Here is a 20072-nt window from a genome sequence, read left to right on the forward strand (position 1 = left end):
CCGGGTGTGAGGCCATCGCGGCCCGGCCTATCCGGGCTATAGCTATGCGAGGAACTACATCAGCGATCTTGGCGTGCCCTACCCCGGTGTCTATGAGGGCCGGGTGCAGGATTCGCAGTTGGCTGGCGTGATGAACTTTGGCTTCATTGCCGAGGGCGCGTTGATGTTGGCTGGGACGCTGGTGGCTGTCCGACTGTTGACATCGCGCGGTGTTGGTGCCGGACTGGTGGGTTTGGCTGGGGTGCACGCTGTGGGCATCACGCTGGTGGCGCTGTTCCCAGCGGGTGAGCTCAGCAGCGAATTAACGCTGCAACTGCACGTCACTGGCGCTGGCATGTCGATCGTCGCCGGGAACCTGCTGATCATCAGCGCTGGCTTGGCCTCTCGGGCGCTCAAAGCCCCCGTTGGTATGCCGTGGGCTCGGTCGCCCTCGGCGTCACTGGCCTGGTCTCTTTGGTGATGTTGCTCGTCGATTCGGGCTCAACCAGCATCGATCTTTTGCCTGACGGGGTTTGGGAGCGCGGGGCCGTGGGTGCGATCACGCTCTGGCAGATCGGCACTGGGGTGCTGCTGCTCGTCAAGCGGCCGGGCCGCAGTGGCTCCTCGTCGGGAACATCGCGATGAGGCCGATCAGCAGGGCCACCTCAACTCGCTCGGTTAACTCTCGAGCCCTCGCCACATCGGCCGGACCAGGCCGAGGGCCATCGCCCAACAGCGGTCGATCCTCAACGCGGCTGCCGTAACGCAACTGTCCACCCAGTTGGCGGCCCAGGGCAGCTGCCACGGCTGATTCGGCAACACCGGCGTTGGGCGAAGGATGCGCGGCAGCGTCCCGGCGGACAATCCGCGCAATCGCACCGGCTTGGCGGGGTGACACCAAAGCCACTACCAGGGCAAACAGCCGAGCCGGAGCCAGATTGGCCACATCGTCCAGCCGAGCCGCCGCCCGGCCAAAGTTCTCGTAGCGCTCACTGCGATGCCCGACCATCGCATCCATCGTGTTGATCGCCCGATAGCCAGCAGCACCAGGTGCCCCCAGCAGCAACCCCCACCACACGGGAGCCACCACGGCATCAACCATGTTCTCTGCCAACGACTCAATCACCGCGGCGGCAATCTGCGACTCATCAAGCCCACTGGGATCACGGCCCACCAGCGAAGGCAGCAGCCGTCGGGCTTCATTGAGGTCGCCAGCAATCAACGCATCCTCGATCGTCTTCGCGACCCGCCGCAACTCCCGGCCGGCAACACTGACGCCGACCGCCACCGTGGTCGACCTGGTCGCCGCTCCAGCGGTCGCGCCGAGGGCAACGCCAGCCACCGCATACCCGAGGCCGTTGAGTCGTGAGTCTGCCCAAACGCGCCGCTCAAGCCACCCCATTGCCCGGCCAAACAACGCCACCGGGTGTATGCCGTTGGGCGGCTCGCCCAGCACCCGATCCCAGATCAAGCCACCGGCCACGCCACGAGCATTGCGAGCAAAACTCACTGCAAGCCATCCGACCAAGCGTCCGCCCGACCAAGGGACAGCACCTGACCTGCAACAACAAGCGCGCGGTGGTCGGCCACGGCGGAAACCTGCTGATTGAGGTGGCCTATCGCGTCGACATACCGACGGCCTAGTCGGGTTGGGGGATGCACCGCGAGACCGACCTCTTCGCTGACGATCACGGTGTCGCCATCACGGCGTGCGAGTGCCGCGAGGACCGGCTCGACATCGACGCTGAACGACTCCGTGGCTTCATCGAAGTGCCTGGTCAGCCAGGTGCCGAGCGAGTCAAGGAGCACTGGGCCCGATGTCGCCGCTAGCACCTGAGTCAGGTCTTCATCTTCAGCGAGCTCTCTTGTGATCCAACCGGATCCACGGCGGTCTTGGTGAGTCTGCACTCGGGCGGCGTGGTCAGCATCGCGGGCATCAACCAGGGCAGTCGCGAGATAGGTCACTGGTGCACCAACAGCCCACTTAGTGATGAGCGATTCGGCGACAGCAGACTTGCCGGAGCGAGTGCCGCCCAAGATCAGCGCAATCATGAATAGCTCCGCAGCACTTTGAGCACCGAGTCGTAGACCGCGATGGCGAGGCGGCTTCCCCACAGGGACCTGGGGCCAGCGAAGACTTCAACGTCATGCCCTGCGCGGGCGGTCGGGCAGACGATCGCAACGGCATCACTCGCAGTCCCGGTGCCAGGGACGCCAAACTCCACGAGCGCTTGCGTTTTGGCCTCGGTCAACGTCATCACCGCGTTGACCAGGGCTGACTCAGACAGCACTACGGGCAGTTGCACAACGATGTTGATCGTCCCGGGGTGGTAGTCCATCCACCCGCCCGCCCGATCGGCGGCCCACGTCGGCTTGGTGACACCAACGGTTGAAGTCACCAGCACACCCTCAAACTCTGCGTTTTGATAGCGGCTCACGTCAGCCGCGGTGAGGAGAGCGACTGGGTCATCCGCCATGCCCAGCGATTTGGCGATTTCGCTGGCATGGACGTCGAGGTCCATCCGGGCATAGTCCAATGGCACGCCGAAGTTGATCATCGACGTCGCCTCGCGGAGCCCGCCACCCACGGCTGCCGAGCTCAGCACGGTGACTGGCTGCGGCCATACCCACGAAAGCAGTCCGCGATGTCCGGTCGCTGGCGGGTGAAGCGTGGGGGTGATCAGCACACCACCACTCTAGGGACTCCTGCGCCGCATGTTTCGATTGTGCTTGCGACGCCGTTACATGGTGAAGGGCCATACGGCCAAGGCCACTGGCGCGAGCACACTGGCCAGCGCGAAGGCATAGGCCAATAGGGTCAACCAGGGGGTCGAGTGCGCTCCAGCCATCAACTGCAATCGTGGTCCGGCCGCCGACCCACCGCTCATCACTTCGTCAGGGCTCGGCCTGCCGCCACGGCAAACAACGCTCTCGCGGTATGCACGGCGCCGGCCTCTCGGATGGCGACCCGGTCGGCTAAGACTTCAATCAGGAGCCGCACCTCGTCGAGCGCGACCGGCACCCGGAGCGGCGCCGGCACTGCCTCATGCACCACGGTGAAGAACTCCAGCAACAAGTCATGTCTGGCTTGCAAGTGGGCTCGCTCGTGGGCCAACACTGCGTCTAATTCCGCCGTGCTCAACTGCTCAAGCGTGCCTTGGCTCAACACCACCCGCGAGCGCCGACCTGGGATGCAGTAGGCCGTTGGCAGCGGGTGCTCAAGCACTCGCACGGACCGGTCTCGGCCCTGCCCATCCGCGCCAATCAGGTCGACCAGAGCCAGGTGGTCGTCCCGCAATGCGCGCAATCGGGTCCCCACTCGGTGGCCCGAGACCAAGAGCGAGATCAACACAGCACCCGACACCAGGCACACCAGGGCAAGCAGGACCCACTGATCGCCCAAACCGCGCCCACCGCTGAAGGACGGAATCGCCGCCGGGGCAGCCGCGAGCGCCGAGATGATCGCGCCCAACGAAACCGCTTGCCAGGCGAGCAATGCTGCCTGCGGTGTATAGCGAAACCGGGTTTGCCGAGCCATTAGTCGCGGCCAGACCCCACCCATCAACAACGCTAGGACCACCAAGGCCAATGGCGGCATGGCGGCGATCATGTCAGGTCAGGCGTCGGGATTGGCGCGGCGTTCCACTTCGGCCAGCGCGGCCCGCAGGTCAGCCACTTCGCCAGTCGAGGCGCCGTCGAGGAAGTGCATGAGCGCGGCACGCCGGTCACCAGAATCGACGTCTTCCATCGTGTGCCGCATTGACGCGGCGGTCAGCTCGGCGCGACTCGCGGCAGCGCGGTACTCCCACGACCGCCCCGCGCGCTCGCGCAGGACCATGCCCTTCTTGGCCAGTCGATCCAGGACCGTCAGCACGGTTGTGTAGGCGATATCGCGGTCAGCGGCTAACTCGTTATGCACCGCCCGCACCGTGAGTGTGCCCCGCTCGTGAGCCCACAGCGTCTCCATCACCACACGCTCAAGGTCACCAAGCCGCGTCGGCGATGATGGGCCGTTTGGCATGGTCACTCCTTCGGGTGGGCGTTGCTCTGGGTGCGTCTAACTCCAGGATATCGGCGAAGTGTTCTAGGTCTTCGCGCCGGTGTGTCACCAGCACAAGGGATTTGCCCTTAGCGACGGCACGCAGGCGCTCCATCACTTCGGCTGCGGTGCCGCGATCGAGGTGGGCGGTCGGTTCATCGAGGAGCAACACGTGACGGCGCGAGATGACGGCTCGGGCCAAAGCCAGCCGAGCCCGCTCACCCGCTGATGGCGTGTGCCCACCCAGGCCCAGGCGTGTCTCTAGGCCTTCGGGCAATGTGTCCAGAAGCGGCTTCAATCCCACGACAACAAGGGCGTCAATCATTTGCTCGTCGCTGGCCTCGGGTGCGGCCACCCGCAGGTTTTCGGCTAGGGAGGCATTGAAGACATGTGGCTCATCCCCAGAAATGGCAAACAACTCGCGGGTATGCGCCATGCTGAGCTCGCCCACATCGCGGCCGTTGATCGTGTGGTCACCGGCGGATCGGTCCAGGTGACGGGCTAGCACTGCCATCAGCGTTGATTTGCCGCACCCGTTCGGGCCGCGCACAGCGAGGTGGGTGCCGTGGGTGAGACGGAAGGCAGGCAACTGAAGGCTCGGGGTGGCAGGGTCGGTGTTGCTGGCCGAGGCGCTAGTCCAGGAAGCCTGCGCGTCGCTGAGTTGGATGGAGGGGGCATCGGCGTCAGCCGGGACTTGTGCCTCCCCAGTACTGTCCACGGCAGGGTCTTGGCTGAGCAGGCGTGACATCCGCTGTTCGGCGGCTTCTGCCCGTGCGAAAGCCCGCACCGTGTCGGGCAGCCCGCTGATTGCTTCGCCAACCGCGACTGGCAGCAAAACCAACAGGGCCGCAATCGGCGCGCTGAGCAGGCCAGTCGCCAGACCTTGCGTGAGCACCAGCCAGGCCATCCCTGCCGTGCCACCTGCAGTATTCGCGACGAGGCCAGCAACCAGCCGAGCCCTCACTCGCGCTTGCCGCCGCGTTGCTTCGTCAAGGTTGGTGTGGGCAGTCGCCAACTCAGCCGCCAACGCCTTCGACGCTCCGATGGCGGAAACCTCGACAGCCTGCCAAGCAACTTGGTCGGTGACTTCGGCGACCCGTCGCTGCGCCTCAGCGCAGGCGGGCTCAATCACCCGCTCGCCACGCAGGGCCCACCAGGTCAACGCAGCCACCGCTGTGACATATCCGAGCATGAGTAGACCGGCCGCCGGTAAGAAGAGCGCAGCCAGCACGGCCGCCCCGATGGCAGATAGCGCGCCAGAAAGGGCGGGGACCCAAGCCCGCGCGGGGCTTCGGCCACCTCGGTGAGGTCATCAACAACGCCAGCCAAAACATCACTGCGGGCCGAGCGCCCAAGTCGCGCCGGAGTTAGCGGGATCAGCGAGCGATAGGCGTCGGTGCGGCGGTTCGCGAGGTCACTCAGTGCTGCGTTGTGGGAGGCCAAGCGCTCTAAATAGCGAAAGAAGGGCCGGGCCATCCCAAAGGCGCGCACTGCAACGATCGCAGTCAGCAGCGTCAACATGATCGGCTGCTCGCTGGCACGGACAATGAGCCAGCCAGAAGTAGCCGTTAGCGCAATGCCAGCCGAGCTAGCGATCGTGCCATAGAAGCAGGCGATGGCGATCTGCCGCATGTCTCGATTCATGTCGCCGCCAACAATTCGCGTTGGGTGTCTGCGATGGCCATCAAGGCGCTCTGATGCGTCACCGCGATCACGCACCGGCTGCTGGCCAAGCGAAGGAGCGCCTCGTGCACCTGGGCCGTCGCTGTCGGGTCAAGGTGGGCAGTCGGCTCATCCAACAAGATCACCGACGTATCAGACAGGGCCGCACGGGCCAGGACGATGCGGGCTCGCTGGCCTGCCGACATACCAAACCCGTCTTCGCCGAAGGCGGTGTCGAGTTCACTGGGCAAACCATGCGCCCAGCGCTCCAGGTCGACGTCTTGCAGCGCCTCCCAGATGGCGGCATCGCTGGCCTCATTGCCCAAGGTCAGAGCGTTGCGCAGCGTCCCGGCAGGCAGGTAGGGCCGACCGGTGACGAAGTGCACGTCACCGCTGATCACAACACCGGTGTTTGCAGTGCGCAGACCGGCGATGATCTCGAGCAACGTCGTCTTGCCAGCCCCGCTGATGCCGGTGACGGTGTGCAGCCCACGGTCCCAACTCGCGGCAAACCCACCGATGACTTCATTGGCCGCCGCTGGGTATCGATAGGTCACGCCTTGCATCGAGACAGCAGCACCGCCGGGGTCGATCAGGTGTGCGCTTTGAGAACTCTGAGCATCCTCGGCCTTGGGGTCCACGTCGTCGCTCACTAACTCATTGGCCACATCATCGAGGGCCTGCACCCCATCGGCCGCCGCGTGGAACTCGGCCCCGACCTTACGGATTGGCCAATATGCCTCTGGTGCGAGCAAGATCGCGAGCAACCCGGCAAACAACTCCATCGATCCATAGGTCAGGCGCAGGCCGACCGTGACCGCCACGATGGCAACCGAGAGCGAGGCCAGCAGCTCTAGGGCTGCCGAGCTCATGAAGGCCAACCGCAACGTGCGCATGGTGGCTCGTCGGTGTGCACCGTTGACCTGGGCAATCACCTCGGTCTGGCGCTCGGCGCGACCATAGTTCACCAGCGTCGGCAGCCCTTTCATCACGTCGCTGAAATGACCCGAGAGGTCCGCCAATCGCTGCCACCGGCGCTGGGTTTCCCGCTCGGTGGCCATGCCAATCAGCGCCGCAAAGAAGGGCAACAGCGGCAAGGTCAACAGCACGATGAGGGCGCTGATGGGGTCGACCCAGAGCAGCGCCAGGAGTGCCAGCACCGGAGTAACCACGCCAGCGATGAGCGCCGGAAGATATTGGTGACATACGGCTCGATGGCGGTGACGCCCTGCGAGGCCAATGCCGCGCGGGTGGCCGGTTCGATGGCCTGCTCGAAGGAGCGCTCAACCAACGAGTGGTGAGGCTGCGGCGCAGTTCGCGCGAAACCAAGGCTGCCAGCCGGGCGCTGACCGTTTCGGCTAGCCAACTGGCCACGGCACGGGCCGCCATCACCGCCACCAGCGACGCGATAGGTATGACGAGCCGGCCCTGCGCGATGACCTGCACCACGAGGTTGGTCACGGCGGCGGCGACTCCGATTGCTAAGCCCCTGGATCACGCCCAGCGCGGCCAGCAGCACCAGCGGCTTGCGAGCGCTGGGCACCAGTGTCACCAACCGTTTATCAAACGGGCCGCCTGACTTGCTCATCCCACCGAAACCGGATCCGGGATGTTCGCCACGGAAAGCCGCTTGCGGAAAGTCCAGTAGGTCCACGTCGTGTAGAGCAACATGATCGGGGTGAAGACCAGCGCAGCACCTGTCATGATCTGCAAGGTCAAGTCGCTGCTCGAGGCGTTGGTCACGGTGAGCGAAGTCCCGTCGGCCAAGGTCGTCGGCATCACCGCGGGGTAGAGGGCCACAAAGTAGGTTGCCGTTGTGGCGGCGACGGTGATGACCACGCCGACGAACGCCATACCCTCACGTCCTTGGTGGTTGAACGCCAAGGCCGCGACCAGGGCCACCGCTGCGAGCACCGACAGCATCCAGGTCCACGCGGTGCCCTGGGTGAAGCCGAGCCAACTGAGCAAGACGACCGCGCCTAGGGCCGTTGGTGCGCCGAGCCGCCAGCCGAGTGCTTGAGCGTCGTCGCGGATCGGGCCACGCGTCTTGAGTGCCAAGAAGAATGCCCCGTTGGTCAGGCTGAGGCCCACGATGACGGCTCCACCCAGCAGGCTGACCGGGTTGAGCAGGGTCAGCAGGTTGCCGGTGAACTCAAAGTCCGCGTCAATCGGGAGGCCTCGGACCAGGTTAGTCAGGGCAACACCAACAAGAAGGGGCTGCAATGGAGCCACCGATGATGGTCGCGTCCCAGCGTTTGCGCCACTGCACGTCGTCGCGCTTGGACCGATACTCAAGCCCATATTGCGCAGGATGAGGGCGACCAGCAGAAAAGAAACGGCAAGTAGAACGCCGAGAACATCGTGGCGTACCAGTGCGGGAACGCCGCAAACATGGCCCCACCTGCGGTGATGAGCCACACTTCGTTGCCATCCCAGTGCGGGCCAATGGTGGCGAGCATGACTCGGCGACGCTTTTCGCCCAGGCCTGGCGTGTCGTGACGACCGAGCACGGGCAGCAGCGCGCCGACCCCGAAGTCAAAGCCTTCGAGCACGAGATAGCCGGCCCAGAGCAGGCCGATAAGGCAGAACCAGATTAGTGGGAGGTCCATGGCGATGTCCTTTCGGGATCAGTAGGCGAACTGCAGCGGAGCGTCTTCGTCATCGGTCTCCAGCTCTGCCGGGTCAACGAAAGGCTCGGCCCCCGGGCGACGTAGGTCAAAAAGAGCTTCACTTCGATGACTGCGAGCGCCGCATAGAGGGCTGTATAGACACTCATGGAGACCCAGATCTCGGTGGTGCTGACGGACGGTGAGACGGCCGAGTTAGTTGTCATCAGGCCATAAACAACCCACGGCTGACGGCCCGCCTCGGTGAAGATCCAGCCGAAGGAGTTGGCAAAAATCGGCAATAACGGCGTTACAAGGGCAACCGTTGTCCACCACTTGGCGCTCGGCGTGCGATTGCCGCGAGTCACCCACAGCATCAGGGCGGCGATGCCCATCGTGGCAAAACCAAGGCCCATCATCAGGCGGAAAGACCAGTAGGTCAGCGGGATCACCGGCGCGTAATCATCGGCAGTGACGAGCGCCGCCACCTCTGGGCCGTATTGCTCCCCGACTTGGGCTGCCATCGCTGCCTCACTGATCTGCAAGTCATTGATGCCTTCGACTTCGGCATTCCAGTCACCGGTGCCCAGGAAGGACAGCAGCCCGGGGATTTCAATGATGCGAGTGGCTTCGCTGCCATCGAGCGGCCCGATCGACAGCACCGAGAATGGCGCATTGTCGGTCGTTTCGTAGAGAGCTTCGGCCGCGGCCATCTTCATGGGCTGCACTTCGGTCATGATCTTGCCTTGGATGTCCCCGGTGATCGTGACCGCCAGACCCGAAACCAGAGCGACGACAGCACCCACCCGCACAGCCTTGCGATACAGCCGGTCATCTTCAGCGTCGGTGGTGCGTCGCATCAGCCAAAACGCGACGCCCATGACCACGGCACCACCCACCATGTAAGCGGAGGCCGCGACGTGCGGGAAGGTCACGAGTTGCACTTTGTTGGTCAGGATCGCCACGAAGTCGGTCATTTCGGCGCGGCCGGTCTCGGGGTTAAACCGGTAACCCACGGGGTTTTGCATGAAGGAGTTGGCGGCCAGGATGAAGTAGGCCGACAGCAGCGTGCCGATGTGGACCAGCCACATGGAGGCGGCGTGGAGCCTTTCGGGGACGCGACCCCAGCCGAAGATCCAGACACCGAGGAAGGTCGACTCGAGGAAGAACGCCAGCAGCGCCTCAAAGGCCAAGGGCGCACCGAAGATGTCACCGACAAAGCGTGAGTAGTCCGACCAGTTCATCCCAAACTGAAACTCTTGGACTAGGCCAGTGACCAGACCAAGGGCGAAGTTGATCATGAACAGCTTGCCGAAAAACTTGGTCAGGCGCAGGTATTCGGGCTTGTGCGTGCGCACACCATTGGGTGTGGAATCCCGCGACGATGGCGGACAGGCCAATCGTGACCGGCACAAACAAGAAGTGATAAACAGTCGTGATGGCGAATTGCCACCTAGCCAGGTCAACAGCATCCACGTGAACTCCCCAGGGCGTAATAACTACGTTACGTAGTAGAAACTACATCACGTAGTTGAGGGTTGTCATACGTGGCTAAGCGTGCGTGTGCTTCTAGCGGAGCGATATGAGCGAAACCGGGCAGATCTCGCTCATATCGCTCCGCCAGGTGACATCGGCGCTAGTTACTCCAGCGGAAACGCACCGCTTGCCCAGGCTGCAACTGGGCCGCAAGGTCGACGTCGGCCTCGGTCAGCACGCCAATCACCGGATAGCCGCCAGTCACCGGGTGGTCGTTAAGGAAGATGATCGGCTCGCCGCTGGGCGGCACTTGCACGCAACCGCGCACCATCGCTTCGCTCGGCAACTCCTGATCTTGGTATGCGGTGTCGCGAGTGAGCCCGTTGCCCTCCAGCCGGACACCAACCCGGTTGCTACGACTGCTCACGGACCACACTTGCGCGGTGATCGCGGCGTGATCACTAAACCAGTCTGACCGCGGCCCTGGCAGCAGTTTTAACTCAACGGTGCCCGTTGCGGGGACGGCGCTAGCGACAGCGTCCACATTGGGGAACGTGCCCTCAAACTCACCAATCGGAACCACATCACCCGCTCGGACTTGTTCCGGCCCCAGACCGGCCAGGGTGTCGGTCGAACGCGATCCCAACACAGCCGGCACGTCAAAGCCACCGCGCACCGTCAGGTATGTCCGCAGCCCACGGGCAGGTTGGCCAACCCTGATGACGTCGCCATCGTTCAACTGCAAGACGGCGTTGTGGGGTCGGCGGTGACCATTCACAGAGATCTCGGCATCAGCGCCGGTCAGGGCCACGATCTGCGCTCCGTGGATTGTGGCAGCAAACCCGCCAAAGGTGATCTCGATAGCTGCAAGCCCTCGCCATGCGCGACCATCCGAGCGCCCAGTTCATAGGCCCCGCGATCAACGGCTCCCGAGAGCCCGACGCCGACTGCCGCATACCCAGGTCGTCCGCCGTCTTGAAACAGAGCCAGCGGACCGGGCGCGATGACCTCGATGGCACTCATCGGCGGGCCTTCACGAATCGCACCGTGGCCCCGGGCGACAGCAGTGCCGGCGGCTCTCGGTCGGTGTCCCACATCTGATCGGCCGTGCTGCCGATCAACTGCCAACCTCCCGGTGACGTGCGGGGATAGACGGCGCTGAACTCTCCGGCGAGCGCCACAGCACCCGGCGGCACCTTGGTGCGTGGCTCATCGCGACGAGGGACAACCAACCGTGAGTCGCCACCAACCAGATACGCAAAACCCGGAGCGAAGCCAAAGAAGCCCACGGTCCACGAAGTCTCGGTATGCGCCGCAATCACTTCACGCGTCGATAGGCCGGTGTGTTTGGCCACGTCATCGAGATCTTCACCGTCATAGCGGACTTTGATCTCGACCTCTTCACCTGCGTTTTGCCCCAGCTCGGCAGTCTCGTCGAGGCGGGAAGCCAAGTTGGTGATGTGCACGCCCAGACCTTCCAGCACGGCTCGCTTCTCGACCCGCAGCATCAGGGTGCGAGCCGCAGGCACTAACTCCGTCACGCCCGGCAGGTCGGCCTGTTCCATCAGAGCGTGGAGCGCGGCGACCTGTTGCAATGAGCTGACTTCGCAGAGCAGCGCTCGCTCGCCGAGCGGCCTGATCGTCACATCCATGTCAGCTCACAAACTTCGTAATCGTGACGCCCGCAGCGGTGAGTTCGGAACGAACCTTCTCTGCCATCTCGACAGCGCCCGGTGAGTCACCGTGAGTGCATAGTGACTGTGCCGACACCTCGACCTGCGAGCCATCATTCGCGGTGATGAAGCCTTGCGTGACGAGCGTGACCATCCGGTGCGCGACCTCCTCCGGGTCATGCAGCAAGGCTCCCGGTTCGCTGCGAGGGACCAGCCGGCCCTGGGGCGTGTAGCCACGATCAGCAAACGCCTCCGTCACCACGCGAAGCCCCTGATCTGCACCGATGCGCAGCGATGCCGCACCGGGCAGACCCAGAACAGGAAGGGACGAGTCGTATGCGGTGATGGCTTCAACAACAGCTTTGGCTTGGCCTTCGTTGTCGATCACTGCGTGATAAAGCGCTCCGTGCGGCTTCACATAGACGACGCGAGTGCCGGCGGCACGACACATCGCCTCAAGCGCGCCCAGTTGATAAAGCACGTCAGCGGCTAACTCAGCCGGGTCTATATCGATAAACCGTCGGCCAAACCCGGCCAGGTCGCGATAGCCGACCTGGGCTCCGACGGCCACGCCGCGCTCGGCAGCCTGAGCCACCGTGCGTCGCAGGGTCAGCGGGTCACCGGCGTGAAACCCGCAGGCGACGTTGGCGCTGGTGACGATCTCGAGCATGGCTTCGTCATCGCCGAGTTTCCAGGTGCCGAACGACTCGCCAAGGTCAGCATTGAGGTCAACGACTAGATCAGTCTGCGCGTGACTCATGTCCACAGTGTCCCAAGGCTCGACAGCGACTGGAAGCCCAAGAAGAGCGTCAGCAGCCAGGCAAGGACACCGATGATGAGCAACCACCTGGGGTAGACGTAACCCTGCAGCAGATCGCGGCGGCGCCATGCTGCATACAAGATCACGGTGAATCCGAGGGGCAGGATCACGCCGTTCAGAGCTCCGACAAAGAGCAGCAGCGTGACGGGCGCCTGGCCAAGGACCACAAACAAGAAGGCACACACGATGATGAAGACCACGGTGATCATGCTGCGTGCCCGCTCAGAGGTCTTGCTCGTCGTCAGGAACGAGGCACTGGTGTAGGAAGCGCCAATCACGGAGGTCAAGGCGGCCGCCCAGAAGATGACACCAAAGGCCCGAAGCCCAAACTCGCCTGCCGCAAACTCGAATGCACTGGCGGCCGGGTTGCTGGGGTCAAGGTTCGCGCCCTGGCTGACAACACCAAGGATCGCCAGGAAGAAGATGGCGCGCATGACGCCGGTGACCAGGATGCCCACCACCGAACCGGTGGCGATGGAGCGCACGTTGCTCGGCCCACTCTCGCCCGCGTCAATGAGGCGGTGCGCACCGGCATACGTGATGTAGCCACCGACGGTGCCACCGATCAAGGTGGTGATGATCAGGAAGTCAATCGTGTCTGGCGCGAAGGTCTGCTTCACGGCCTCGGCCACTGGTGGGTCGGTCGTGAGCGCGATGATGGTCGTGATCAGGATCATCAGCCCACCGAGGACGACCACGATTCGGTCAAGCGCCATCCCGGCCCGCTTGCTGAGGAAGACACCGATCGCCAGGATTGCCGAAATCACAGCGCCGATCGTGGGGTCTAGGCCGAGCATGGCGTCGAGACCGAGGCCGGTGCCAGCGATGTTGCCGATGTTGAACGCCAAACCACCCGAAACGATCAGGAAAGCCAGCACCCATCCCAGCCCCGGCGCGATCTTGTTGGCGAGTTCGTTGCCGCGCAGACCAGAGACGCCGATGACCCGCCAGACGTTCATCTGGACGGCAATGTCGACCAAGATCGAAACACCGATCGCGAAGGCGAAAGCCGCGCCGATCTCGATAGTGAAGTTGGTGGTCTGGGTGATGAAGCCCGGCCCGACGGCCGAGGTCGCCATCAGGAACATCGCGCCGATCAGCGCACTGCGCTTTCCTTTGGCTTGCCCCTTTGGGCTTTCGGCTTTCCTTGGTGGTCTTTGCCGGCTCGCTAGCCATTTGGGTCTCCGTAGCGCTCAGATCGTGCGGTCAGATAGTGCCGCCGACGGAGCCGCACCATTGCGAATAGAACGAACCTAGCGATTGTTGAACAGTTGCACAATAGATCGATATGTATGTTGTACCTATGAGTGAGCACTCCGCCTCGGCCGAAGCGACAAGCCTGGTGGATCAACTTTCCACCGCGTCGAACCGCTTTGCTCAGCCCCGCTCTGCGCCCGAACGGGTCGCTGACTTCCTGCGCGAAGAGATCGTTCAGGGGCGCCTGGGGAGTGGAACTCAACTCACCGAAGAGTCGATCAGTGGCACGCTATCGGTGGCTCGCAACACCGTGCGAGAGGCCTTCACCCTGCTCACCGCCGAACGGCTGGTCGCACGCGAGCCACACCGCGGGGTATTCGTCCGCCAGCTTTCGCTGCCCGACATCGCCGATCTTTACCGTATGCGCCGCATCGTCGAACCCTCGGCGCTGCGGTCAGGTCCGGAGTTTGGTGAGCACAGTGTCGACCTGCTCGAGGCTGCCGTCAGCGAGGGATATAGAGCCCAGCAGGCAGAAGATCGGCATGGCGTTGCCTCGGCCAACCAAGAGTGGCACCGGCACGCTGTGGGTATAGCTGGAAGCCAGCGCTTGGACCACACCATGTCGGGCTTGTTGGCAGAAATGCGCCTGGTGTTTGCGCAAATGGACAATGATGTGGATTTTCACGCCAAATATCTGGCTCGCAACGAAGAAATCACCTCCATTGCCGCCCAAGGGGAGCGCGGTCGAGCCGCTGATGCCCTTGATGCCTACCTCGCGGAGGCGAGCGCTGACATACAAGCGAGTCTGTCGAGCGAGTAAACGCCTAACGCCAGCCTGGCCCGGCGCCGGGCGGAGTCGCCGAGGCAGTCACATTGAGCAGGTGCCACATGTCGACTTCGGCTTCGATCCAGTCGGCAAGGCGATCAGCTTGACCATCAGGTGCCGCTGCATAAGTCGTGGGTGAAGGAGTGAAGTCACGCTTGCGGTCCAGCGCGACTTGAGTCAGGAAGTCCTGCCGGAACCCGTCAGAGTCAAAGAGCCCGTGCAGGCTGGTGCCATAGGTCGGGGTCGGCCGCGTCACGGCTGCACCTTCCTCTTCACCATCAATCTGCAACCAACTGCTCCCTGAAACCTGCGGGCGGCCCCACCGGATCTGATAGCCGCTGACACCAGCGCCCGTGTCGTGGGTATGCCCAGCGCTGCGACTCACGGTTTTAGGTGCGGTAAACACGGTGTGGGTTGGCAACAGCGCGAGACCCGGGACGATGCCTTCGCCTGACTCAAGGTCGTCCTCGATGCGTTCGCCCAACATCTGGTAACCGCCGCAAATGCCGAGAATCCAGGCATCGGTGCTGCTCAGCGCGTCGGCAAACCCTGAAGTCCGCAACCAGGCCAAGTCGTTGACGGTGGCGCGGCTGCCGGGCAAGACGATGAGATCGGCACGGGCAAGGTCATCAGGTCGCTCCACCCAACTCAGCTCAACATCAGGCTCGATCAGCAAGGGGTCTAGGTCAGAGGGTTGGACAGCGAAGGGTAGCGAACCGCAGCCACGCGCAGTGGTTTGCCGGTGCGGGCCCCGCTCCCCGCATACGCCCGACGTGCATGTCGAGAGAGTCCTCAACCCCAAGCATTGGCTCATCACCCAGGTGCGGCAACACCCCAAGCACCGGCACACCATCACGTAACTCCAGGTCAGCGATGCCGTCCTCGAGCAATGAGGCATCGCCGCGGAAGGAGTTCAACACGATGCCGACCACCTGTTGGCGCAGGTGGTCGGGGAGTAGGTCGAGCGTGCCGTGGGCAGCCGCGAACGCTCCACCTCGATCAATATCCACCACCAAAATCGCCGGTATGCCGGCCGCGGCGGCCAGGGCAGGTTCACCAAATCCCGGTCCAGCAGGTTGATCTCGGCAGCTCCGCCAGCACCCTCAGCAACCACAATCGGGTAGTCACCGCGCAAGCTGTCAAGAGCGCTCAGCACTGTCGAGCGAAGTAGCTTGGCGACCTCGCCGTAGTCTGCGGCATTCGTCGTCGAGACCTCGTCCCCGAGAACCACGACGTGACTGGCATTGCGGGTGGGCTTGAGCAGGATCGGGTTCATCCGCCGGTCTAACTCCACCCGGGCCGCGTGGGCCTGGACCGCTTGTGATCGCCCCACCTCGCCACCATCGGCCGTGACTGCGCTGTGGTTCGACATATTTTGGGCCTTGAAGGGCGCCACCCGCAGACCCTTACGGGCAAACGATCGGCACAGGGCGGCGGCCACGGTCGACTTGCCAGCGCCGCTGGTGGCGCCGACGACCATGATGGCTCCGGTGGGAGCGCCCGTTTCAGTCACACTTCATTGTCGCTGATATCAAGCGCACAGTTTCAGCGAGCGTGGACCGCTGGTGGCATTTAGCCTCATCCACATGCACCCGCAGAGTGACAACGACCCCATCTTCACCAATGACACTGAGCGCAAAGTCTGGCGCAAAGTCGTCCAGGCCGTGGACTCCGACGATGTCATCTTGGCCAACGTCCGTCTTACTGACGAGACCAAGGATCACGAGGTCGACTTGCTCGTCCTGATGCCAGACGTGGGCATCGTTGTGGTGGAGGTTAAGGGTGGCTCCATCTCCGTTGACGATGGCCGGTGGTGGCAAAGTGGCGGGTCCAGCCGCCACGAGATCTACCCCGTTGACCAGGCTCGCGACTCCAAATATGCGGTCCGGCACTACATCGAGAACGACCCTCGCTGGCGAGACTCCTCTCGCACCCGGGTGCGCTGGGCGCATTGCGTTGTGACGCCATACACGGATATTGCCGACGATTTCTCCACGCCGGATTGCCCCCGCTGGGCGATCCACGGGCGGACCGATATGGACACCCTGACCCCACGCATTCGCGACTGTGCACTGCGGCAAGAGGGCGGTCAGCGAGTGCCCGACATTGATGACATCGAACTCATCGCCGAGATCCTCAAGGGTCGGTATTTGCCCACGCCCAACGTGGCTGCCGAGGCAGACGAACGCGAAGCCGTCTCCGATCGGCTGACCCAAGAGCAAGCACTGCTACTGAAAGTGACGCGCCTGCTGCGCCGAGTTGAAGTTCGTGGTGGCGCAGGCAGCGGGAAGACGGTGCTGGCTTTGACGCAGGTCAAGGATCTGGCCCGCGGTGCCAATGACCGCCCCACTGAGCGCGTTGCCCTGCTGTGCTACTCCATCGGACTGGCGACCTACCTCAAGCGCCAGGTCGAGCAGATGCCCCGAAAACACCGCCCAGCCTTTGTCGGCACTTTTCATGAGTTGGGTATGCAGTGGGGCGCCGAGGACGGAACACGAGACGACAGCAACTTCTGGGAAGAACGGTTGCCGGTCCAGATGGCTGAATTGGCAGCGACGCTGGATGATCGGCACAAGTTCGACTCCATCGTGGTCGATGAAGCTCAGGACTTCGCCGAAACCTGGTGGTCGCCCTTGCTTGGGGCGTTACGCGATGAAGACACCGGCGGGCTCTTCGTCTACAGCGATGAGAACCAGCGCATCTTCGACCGTTTTGGCCGACCGCCAGTTGAGTTAGTCCCGCTCGTGCTCGATCACAACCTGCGCAACACCAAGCAGATTGCGGAGGTGTTTGATCCGCTCGCACCAATGCGAATGCGGTTGAAGGGTGGCGACGGGCCAGAAGTGTCGTTCATCGCCACTGATCCCGAAAATGCCCTCGGCACGGCCGATGATCAGGTCGAAGCCCTCCTCGATGAGGGCTGGGATCCAGCCCACATCGCCTTACTCACCACCGGGCGTCGTCACCCGCAACAAGCCGAACTGCAGCAAGATCGTGGACAACTCGGCTATTGGCAAAGCTTCTGGGATGCCGAAGACGTCTTCTATGGTCACGTCCTTGGCTGCAAGGGCCTCGAGCGCCGAGCCGTAGTCCTGTGCGTGAATGAGTCAGAGAGTCGCGAACGCGCCAAAGAACGGATGTATGTCGGTTTGTCGCGCGCAACCGATCGTCTCGTGGTTGTCGGTGACCCAGATGTGGTCCGCGCCATGGCAGGTGAATCTGTGGCCCGACGGCTTGGGCTCTAGTAGTCAATCCCCTTGCGGGCACGGATCTTCTCGTCAAACGCGTGCTTGATCTTGGTCATTTCGGTCACGGTGTTAGCGACCTCGACAACCTCGGCTGCCATCTCGCGGCCAGTCAAAAAGACCGACACGTTCTCCGGTCGGTTCTTGAGCGTTTCAGCGACCTCAACTGGGTCGATCCAGCCCCAGGACATCGGATAGCTGATCTCATCGAGCACGATCATCCTGTGCGAATCAGAGTTAATGAGTTCTTTGCTGAAGGCCCAGGCCGCGAGCGCTTTGGCCTTGGTCTCGTCCATGTCGTTGGACTCCCATGAAAAGCCATCGCCGGCGACAAACCAGTCGATGCCAAGTTGCTTACTCATCGCTTCTTCACCGGTGTGCCACTTGCCGCTCTTGATGAATTGCACGACAGCCGTGGGCCAACCGCGAGCGATCGAGCGCATCGCGGTGCCAAACGCAGCCGTGGACTTGCCTTTACCGTGGCCGGTGTTCACGAGCACCAGCGAAGACGCTGAGCGCAATTCGCGCTTGTTGTAGGGCCGCTTCTCACGTGGTGCGTCGTGATCCTTGTCCTGCGTCGTTTCGTCGGCAATCTCGTCGCTCAAGGCAATCCTCCAGGTCGGTCTTCGGGGTGGCGGGCGGAACGGGGAGCCGGGAGCACCACGTATTCGCCATCAAGTTTTCGGACGGTCAGCGGCGTCTCGTAGACATCCGACAGAATCTCTGGCTGCAGGACTTCTTCGGGAGAGCCAATGGCCACCACTTTGCCGTGGCGCATCAACAGCAACCGGTCGGCAAATCGAGCAGCAGTGGTCAGGTCGTGCATCGCTGCCAGGACAGTGAGTCCATCGCGTCGGCGCAGGTCATCGACCAACTCCAACACCTGCACCTGATGTCCAAGGTCGAGAGCGCTGGTGGGCTCATCGAGCGCCAGGATCGAGGTCTGCTGCGCCAGCGAGCGAGCCACCACGACGCGTTGGGCTTCACCGCCAGAGAGGCCCACGACCTCACGTTGGGCAAAGTCGGCCAAACCCAGGCGGTGCAACACGCTGTCGACAATCCGGTGATCGCGCTGAGACTCTCGCGCTAGCCAGCCCAGTGAGCGGTGCGCCCGAGCAACACATACTCGACCACGCTCATACCTTCGGGGAGCAAGGGTTTTGTGGCATCACCGCGATGTCAGTGGCGCTCGGGGCGCGGCCATCAGGCATCGTCACCGTGCCGGTGTGCTTCCCCAAACCCGCGATCGTATGCAGCAGCGTGGACTTGCCAGCACCGTTCGGTCCGAGCACGGCCAACCACTCACCGGCATAGAGGTCAAGGTCAACGCCAGCAACAGCCGTCTTGTCGCCATAAGAAACGGAGACGTCGCGGCAGGACAAGGCGACAGTGTCGGTCACCACCGGGTTCGCGCTCATCATGCACCCCGGCGCGAGCGTCGCAACACGAAGGCAAAGAACGGTGCGCCGACAAACGCAGTGATAATGCCGACGGGCAACTCGGCCGGTGCAACCACAGTGCGGGCGCCAATGTCGACCAGGGCCATAAACGAGCCACCGACCAACGCCGACAAGGGCACAATCACGCGATAACTATGGCTGGTCAGCAGACGCACCAGGTGCGGCACGACCAGGCCGACGAAGGCGATCAAGCCGCTGACCGCAACAGCCGCCGCTGTCAGCAGGGTGGCGGCGGTGATGATCAGGAAGCGGGATCGGGCCGGGTTGAGCCCCAAAGCACGGGCTTCGTCGTCGCCCAACCGCATCACGTCGAGGTGACGGCGCAGCATAATCAGCAAACCGCCACAGACGATGACATAGGGCAGCAGCAGAAGGACTTGCTCCCAGCCGCTGGTGGCCAGCCGGCCAAAGAGCCAGGACAGCACTTCACGTGCCCTGGTTTCATCAAGTTTTTGCAGTGCATAAGTTTGCGCGGCGGAAAACAGAGCGGCTACCGCGACACCGCTGAGCAACAAAGTTGCTGGCGACGTCCACGACCCTCGTGCCACCAAGACGGAGGCCAGCACCGCGACGACGGCACCGATAAAGGCCGCGGCCGGGACTGCCGACACCGGGCCCCAGCCGATGTCCAGGCCAAAACCCAAAGCTAAAACAGCGCCAAAACCGGCACCCGCGGAAACGCCAAGCAGGTATGGGTCCGCCAGTGGGTTCCGGAAGACGCCCTGGAACGATGCCCCCGCCATACCCAGTGCAGCCCCGACGAGGACGCCCAAAATCGTGCGTGGCAGGCGAATCTGGAAGAGCACGGCCTCGGCCCGAGAGTCGAGGCTGGTCGCCAAATCGACACCTGGGATGAGATTGAGCATGGAGCGAGCGACTCCGGCCACCGGCAAGCCGGCAGCCCCACTCGCGGCGCTCAGCAGGATGACAGCGATCAGCACGGTGACGCAGATCGCGACCACCCGTTTGCGCAGCCTAAAGGACCCCGTCGCGGAGAGCTCAGGCAAGCAAGCGACCCCGACCCGACGGGCGAAGTTGCCTTCGTCGCCGCCTGATCGAGGTCGCGTTGCTGTGTCATGTCAGTGCTAA

Annotated in this window: 25 protein-coding genes and 2 pseudogenes; 3 read left to right on the forward strand and 24 right to left on the reverse strand. The window is 63.3% G+C overall.

The features are described 5' to 3' along the window. The first annotated feature begins 73 nt into the window (after window positions 1-73). Window positions 74-460 (forward strand): hypothetical protein, encoded by a 387-nt coding sequence (locus L0A91_RS12060; RefSeq protein WP_235244652.1) that lies wholly within the window; start codon window positions 74-76, stop codon window positions 458-460. A 117-nt stretch (window positions 461-577) separates the two neighbouring features. Here L0A91_RS12060 and cbiB read toward each other — a convergent pair whose 3' ends face one another. The 17 genes and pseudogenes from cbiB to L0A91_RS12145 all read right to left on the reverse strand — a co-directional run bounded on the left by cbiB (window position 578) and on the right by L0A91_RS12145 (window position 13343). Beyond that, a complete protein-coding gene (gene cbiB, locus L0A91_RS12065) occupies window positions 578-1489 on the reverse strand; it encodes an adenosylcobinamide-phosphate synthase CbiB (RefSeq protein ID WP_235244653.1) in 912 nt (303 codons plus the stop codon). After that, on the reverse strand, window positions 1486-2031 hold the full coding sequence (locus L0A91_RS12070) for a bifunctional adenosylcobinamide kinase/adenosylcobinamide-phosphate guanylyltransferase (RefSeq protein WP_220122148.1): 546 nt from the start codon (window positions 2029-2031) through the stop codon (window positions 1486-1488). Before L0A91_RS12070 ends, cbiB begins: the two co-directional genes overlap by 4 nt. Then, a complete protein-coding gene (locus L0A91_RS12075; RefSeq protein ID WP_235244654.1) occupies window positions 2028-2666 on the reverse strand; it encodes an adenosylcobinamide amidohydrolase in 639 nt (212 codons plus the stop codon). Before L0A91_RS12075 ends, L0A91_RS12070 begins: the two co-directional genes overlap by 4 nt. A 54-nt stretch (window positions 2667-2720) precedes the next feature. Beyond that, the gene (locus L0A91_RS12080) at window positions 2721-2867 is read right to left on the reverse strand and encodes a hypothetical protein (RefSeq protein WP_235244655.1); all 147 of its coding nucleotides are present in this window, start codon (window positions 2865-2867) and stop codon (window positions 2721-2723) included. Then, window positions 2867-3589 carry a M56 family metallopeptidase gene (locus L0A91_RS12085; RefSeq protein ID WP_235244656.1) on the reverse strand — a complete coding sequence of 241 codons (723 nt, stop codon included), beginning with the start codon at window positions 3587-3589 and terminating at the stop codon, window positions 2867-2869. Before L0A91_RS12085 ends, L0A91_RS12080 begins: the two co-directional genes overlap by 1 nt. 6 nt (window positions 3590-3595) lie before the next feature. Further along, a complete protein-coding gene (locus L0A91_RS12090; protein WP_235244657.1) occupies window positions 3596-4000 on the reverse strand; it encodes a BlaI/MecI/CopY family transcriptional regulator in 405 nt (134 codons plus the stop codon). After that, window positions 3963-5189 carry an ATP-binding cassette domain-containing protein gene (locus L0A91_RS12095; protein ID WP_235244658.1) on the reverse strand — a complete coding sequence of 409 codons (1227 nt, stop codon included), beginning with the start codon at window positions 5187-5189 and terminating at the stop codon, window positions 3963-3965. Before L0A91_RS12095 ends, L0A91_RS12090 begins: the two co-directional genes overlap by 38 nt. After that, a complete protein-coding gene (locus L0A91_RS12100; RefSeq protein WP_235244659.1) occupies window positions 5177-5662 on the reverse strand; it encodes a hypothetical protein in 486 nt (161 codons plus the stop codon). Before L0A91_RS12100 ends, L0A91_RS12095 begins: the two co-directional genes overlap by 13 nt. After that, window positions 5659-6840 carry an ATP-binding cassette domain-containing protein gene (locus L0A91_RS12105; RefSeq protein WP_235244660.1) on the reverse strand — a complete coding sequence of 394 codons (1182 nt, stop codon included), beginning with the start codon at window positions 6838-6840 and terminating at the stop codon, window positions 5659-5661. The genes L0A91_RS12100 and L0A91_RS12105 overlap by 4 nt, the downstream gene beginning before the upstream one ends. Next, window positions 6780-7268, reverse strand: coding sequence for a hypothetical protein (locus L0A91_RS12110; RefSeq protein WP_235244661.1), 489 nt, complete (start codon window positions 7266-7268; stop codon window positions 6780-6782). The genes L0A91_RS12105 and L0A91_RS12110 overlap by 61 nt, the downstream gene beginning before the upstream one ends. Continuing rightward, a pseudogene (gene cydB, locus L0A91_RS12115) lies at window positions 7265-8289 on the reverse strand (cytochrome d ubiquinol oxidase subunit II). Before cydB ends, L0A91_RS12110 begins: the two are co-directional and overlap by 4 nt. 18 nt (window positions 8290-8307) lie before the next feature. Continuing rightward, a pseudogene (locus L0A91_RS12125) lies at window positions 8308-9762 on the reverse strand (cytochrome ubiquinol oxidase subunit I). Between the two features lie 160 nt (window positions 9763-9922). Further along, the gene (locus tag L0A91_RS12130) at window positions 9923-10573 is read right to left on the reverse strand and encodes a biotin-dependent carboxyltransferase family protein (RefSeq protein ID WP_397333722.1); all 651 of its coding nucleotides are present in this window, start codon (window positions 10571-10573) and stop codon (window positions 9923-9925) included. Beyond that, a complete protein-coding gene (locus L0A91_RS19125; protein WP_311197813.1) occupies window positions 10564-10785 on the reverse strand; it encodes a hypothetical protein in 222 nt (73 codons plus the stop codon). Before L0A91_RS19125 ends, L0A91_RS12130 begins: the two co-directional genes overlap by 10 nt. Further along, window positions 10782-11414 (reverse strand): allophanate hydrolase subunit 1, encoded by a 633-nt coding sequence (locus L0A91_RS12135; protein ID WP_235244665.1) that lies wholly within the window; start codon window positions 11412-11414, stop codon window positions 10782-10784. The genes L0A91_RS19125 and L0A91_RS12135 overlap by 4 nt, the downstream gene beginning before the upstream one ends. Before the next feature lies 1 nt (window position 11415). Then, the gene (locus L0A91_RS12140; RefSeq protein ID WP_235244666.1) at window positions 11416-12195 is read right to left on the reverse strand and encodes a LamB/YcsF family protein; all 780 of its coding nucleotides are present in this window, start codon (window positions 12193-12195) and stop codon (window positions 11416-11418) included. Further along, window positions 12192-13343, reverse strand: a complete 1152-nt coding sequence (locus L0A91_RS12145; RefSeq protein WP_397333723.1) for an NRAMP family divalent metal transporter — start codon at window positions 13341-13343, stop codon at window positions 12192-12194. Before L0A91_RS12145 ends, L0A91_RS12140 begins: the two co-directional genes overlap by 4 nt. Before the next feature lie 215 nt (window positions 13344-13558). Here L0A91_RS12145 and L0A91_RS12150 point away from each other — a divergent pair, with 215 nt between their 5' ends. Then, window positions 13559-14272: a GntR family transcriptional regulator gene (locus L0A91_RS12150; RefSeq protein ID WP_235244667.1), complete on the forward strand. Its 714-nt coding sequence runs from the start codon at window positions 13559-13561 to the stop codon at window positions 14270-14272. A gap of 4 nt (window positions 14273-14276) precedes the next feature. On the opposite strand, the gene L0A91_RS12155 is transcribed toward L0A91_RS12150, so the two are convergent. From L0A91_RS12155 to L0A91_RS12165, 3 genes are read right to left on the reverse strand one after another with little or no spacing between them, the layout of a single operon-like run. Continuing rightward, on the reverse strand, window positions 14277-14954 hold the full coding sequence (locus tag L0A91_RS12155; protein ID WP_235244668.1) for a hypothetical protein: 678 nt from the start codon (window positions 14952-14954) through the stop codon (window positions 14277-14279). Window positions 14955-14964: 10 nt separating this feature from the next. Further along, a complete protein-coding gene (locus L0A91_RS12160; RefSeq protein ID WP_397333724.1) occupies window positions 14965-15198 on the reverse strand; it encodes a hypothetical protein in 234 nt (77 codons plus the stop codon). Continuing rightward, window positions 15192-15791, reverse strand: coding sequence for a hypothetical protein (locus L0A91_RS12165; protein ID WP_235244671.1), 600 nt, complete (start codon window positions 15789-15791; stop codon window positions 15192-15194). The genes L0A91_RS12160 and L0A91_RS12165 overlap by 7 nt, the downstream gene beginning before the upstream one ends. 52 nt (window positions 15792-15843) lie before the next feature. On the opposite strand from L0A91_RS12165, the gene L0A91_RS12170 reads away from it, so the two are divergent. Continuing rightward, window positions 15844-17523, forward strand: a complete 1680-nt coding sequence (locus L0A91_RS12170; protein ID WP_235244672.1) for a nuclease-related domain-containing DEAD/DEAH box helicase — start codon at window positions 15844-15846, stop codon at window positions 17521-17523. Here L0A91_RS12170 and cobO read toward each other — a convergent pair. From cobO to L0A91_RS12185, 4 genes are all read right to left on the reverse strand, one after another. After that, complete coding sequence (gene cobO / locus L0A91_RS12175) at window positions 17520-18128, reverse strand: cob(I)yrinic acid a,c-diamide adenosyltransferase (RefSeq protein WP_235244674.1); 609 nt, start codon at window positions 18126-18128, stop codon at window positions 17520-17522. The two genes, L0A91_RS12170 and cobO, sit on opposite strands and share 4 nt — an antisense overlap. Next, complete coding sequence (locus L0A91_RS17600) at window positions 18125-18571, reverse strand: ABC transporter ATP-binding protein (protein ID WP_260115210.1); 447 nt, start codon at window positions 18569-18571, stop codon at window positions 18125-18127. Before L0A91_RS17600 ends, cobO begins: the two co-directional genes overlap by 4 nt. A gap of 88 nt (window positions 18572-18659) precedes the next feature. Further along, the gene (locus L0A91_RS17605) at window positions 18660-18923 is read right to left on the reverse strand and encodes an ATP-binding cassette domain-containing protein (RefSeq protein WP_260115211.1); all 264 of its coding nucleotides are present in this window, start codon (window positions 18921-18923) and stop codon (window positions 18660-18662) included. Window positions 18924-18940: 17 nt separating this feature from the next. After that, the gene (locus L0A91_RS12185) at window positions 18941-19990 is read right to left on the reverse strand and encodes an iron ABC transporter permease (protein ID WP_235244676.1); all 1050 of its coding nucleotides are present in this window, start codon (window positions 19988-19990) and stop codon (window positions 18941-18943) included. Window positions 19991-20072: the final 82 nt, after the last annotated feature.

This window comes from Ornithinimicrobium sp. INDO-MA30-4 (assembly GCF_021535045.1).
In the GTDB taxonomy this organism is placed as follows: Bacteria; Actinomycetota; Actinomycetes; order Actinomycetales; family Dermatophilaceae; genus Ornithinicoccus.

Bases quoted from the DNA above. Each gene is read 5' to 3' on its own strand.
- L0A91_RS12070 (WP_220122148.1), bottom strand. From the start codon at position 2,031: ATGATTGCGCTGATCTTGGGCGGCACTCGCTCCGGCAAGTCTGCTGTC.
- L0A91_RS12080 (WP_235244655.1), bottom strand. From the start codon at position 2,867: ATGAGCGGTGGGTCGGCGGCCGGACCACGATTGCAGTTGATGGCTGGA.
- L0A91_RS12085 (WP_235244656.1), bottom strand. From the start codon at position 3,589: ATGATCGCCGCCATGCCGCCATTGGCCTTGGTGGTCCTAGCGTTGTTG.
- L0A91_RS12090 (WP_235244657.1), bottom strand. From the start codon at position 4,000: ATGCCAAACGGCCCATCATCGCCGACGCGGCTTGGTGACCTTGAGCGT.
- L0A91_RS12100 (WP_235244659.1), bottom strand. From the start codon at position 5,662: ATGAATCGAGACATGCGGCAGATCGCCATCGCCTGCTTCTATGGCACG.
- L0A91_RS12110 (WP_235244661.1), bottom strand. From the start codon at position 7,268: ATGAGCAAGTCAGGCGGCCCGTTTGATAAACGGTTGGTGACACTGGTG.
- L0A91_RS19125 (WP_311197813.1), bottom strand. From the start codon at position 10,785: ATGAGTGCCATCGAGGTCATCGCGCCCGGTCCGCTGGCTCTGTTTCAA.
- L0A91_RS12135 (WP_235244665.1), bottom strand. From the start codon at position 11,414: ATGGATGTGACGATCAGGCCGCTCGGCGAGCGAGCGCTGCTCTGCGAA.
- L0A91_RS12140 (WP_235244666.1), bottom strand. From the start codon at position 12,195: ATGAGTCACGCGCAGACTGATCTAGTCGTTGACCTCAATGCTGACCTT.
- L0A91_RS12145 (WP_397333723.1), bottom strand. From the start codon at position 13,343: ATGTTCCTGATGGCGACCTCGGCCGTCGGGCCGGGCTTCATCACCCAG.
- L0A91_RS12150 (WP_235244667.1), top strand. From the start codon at position 13,559: ATGAGTGAGCACTCCGCCTCGGCCGAAGCGACAAGCCTGGTGGATCAA.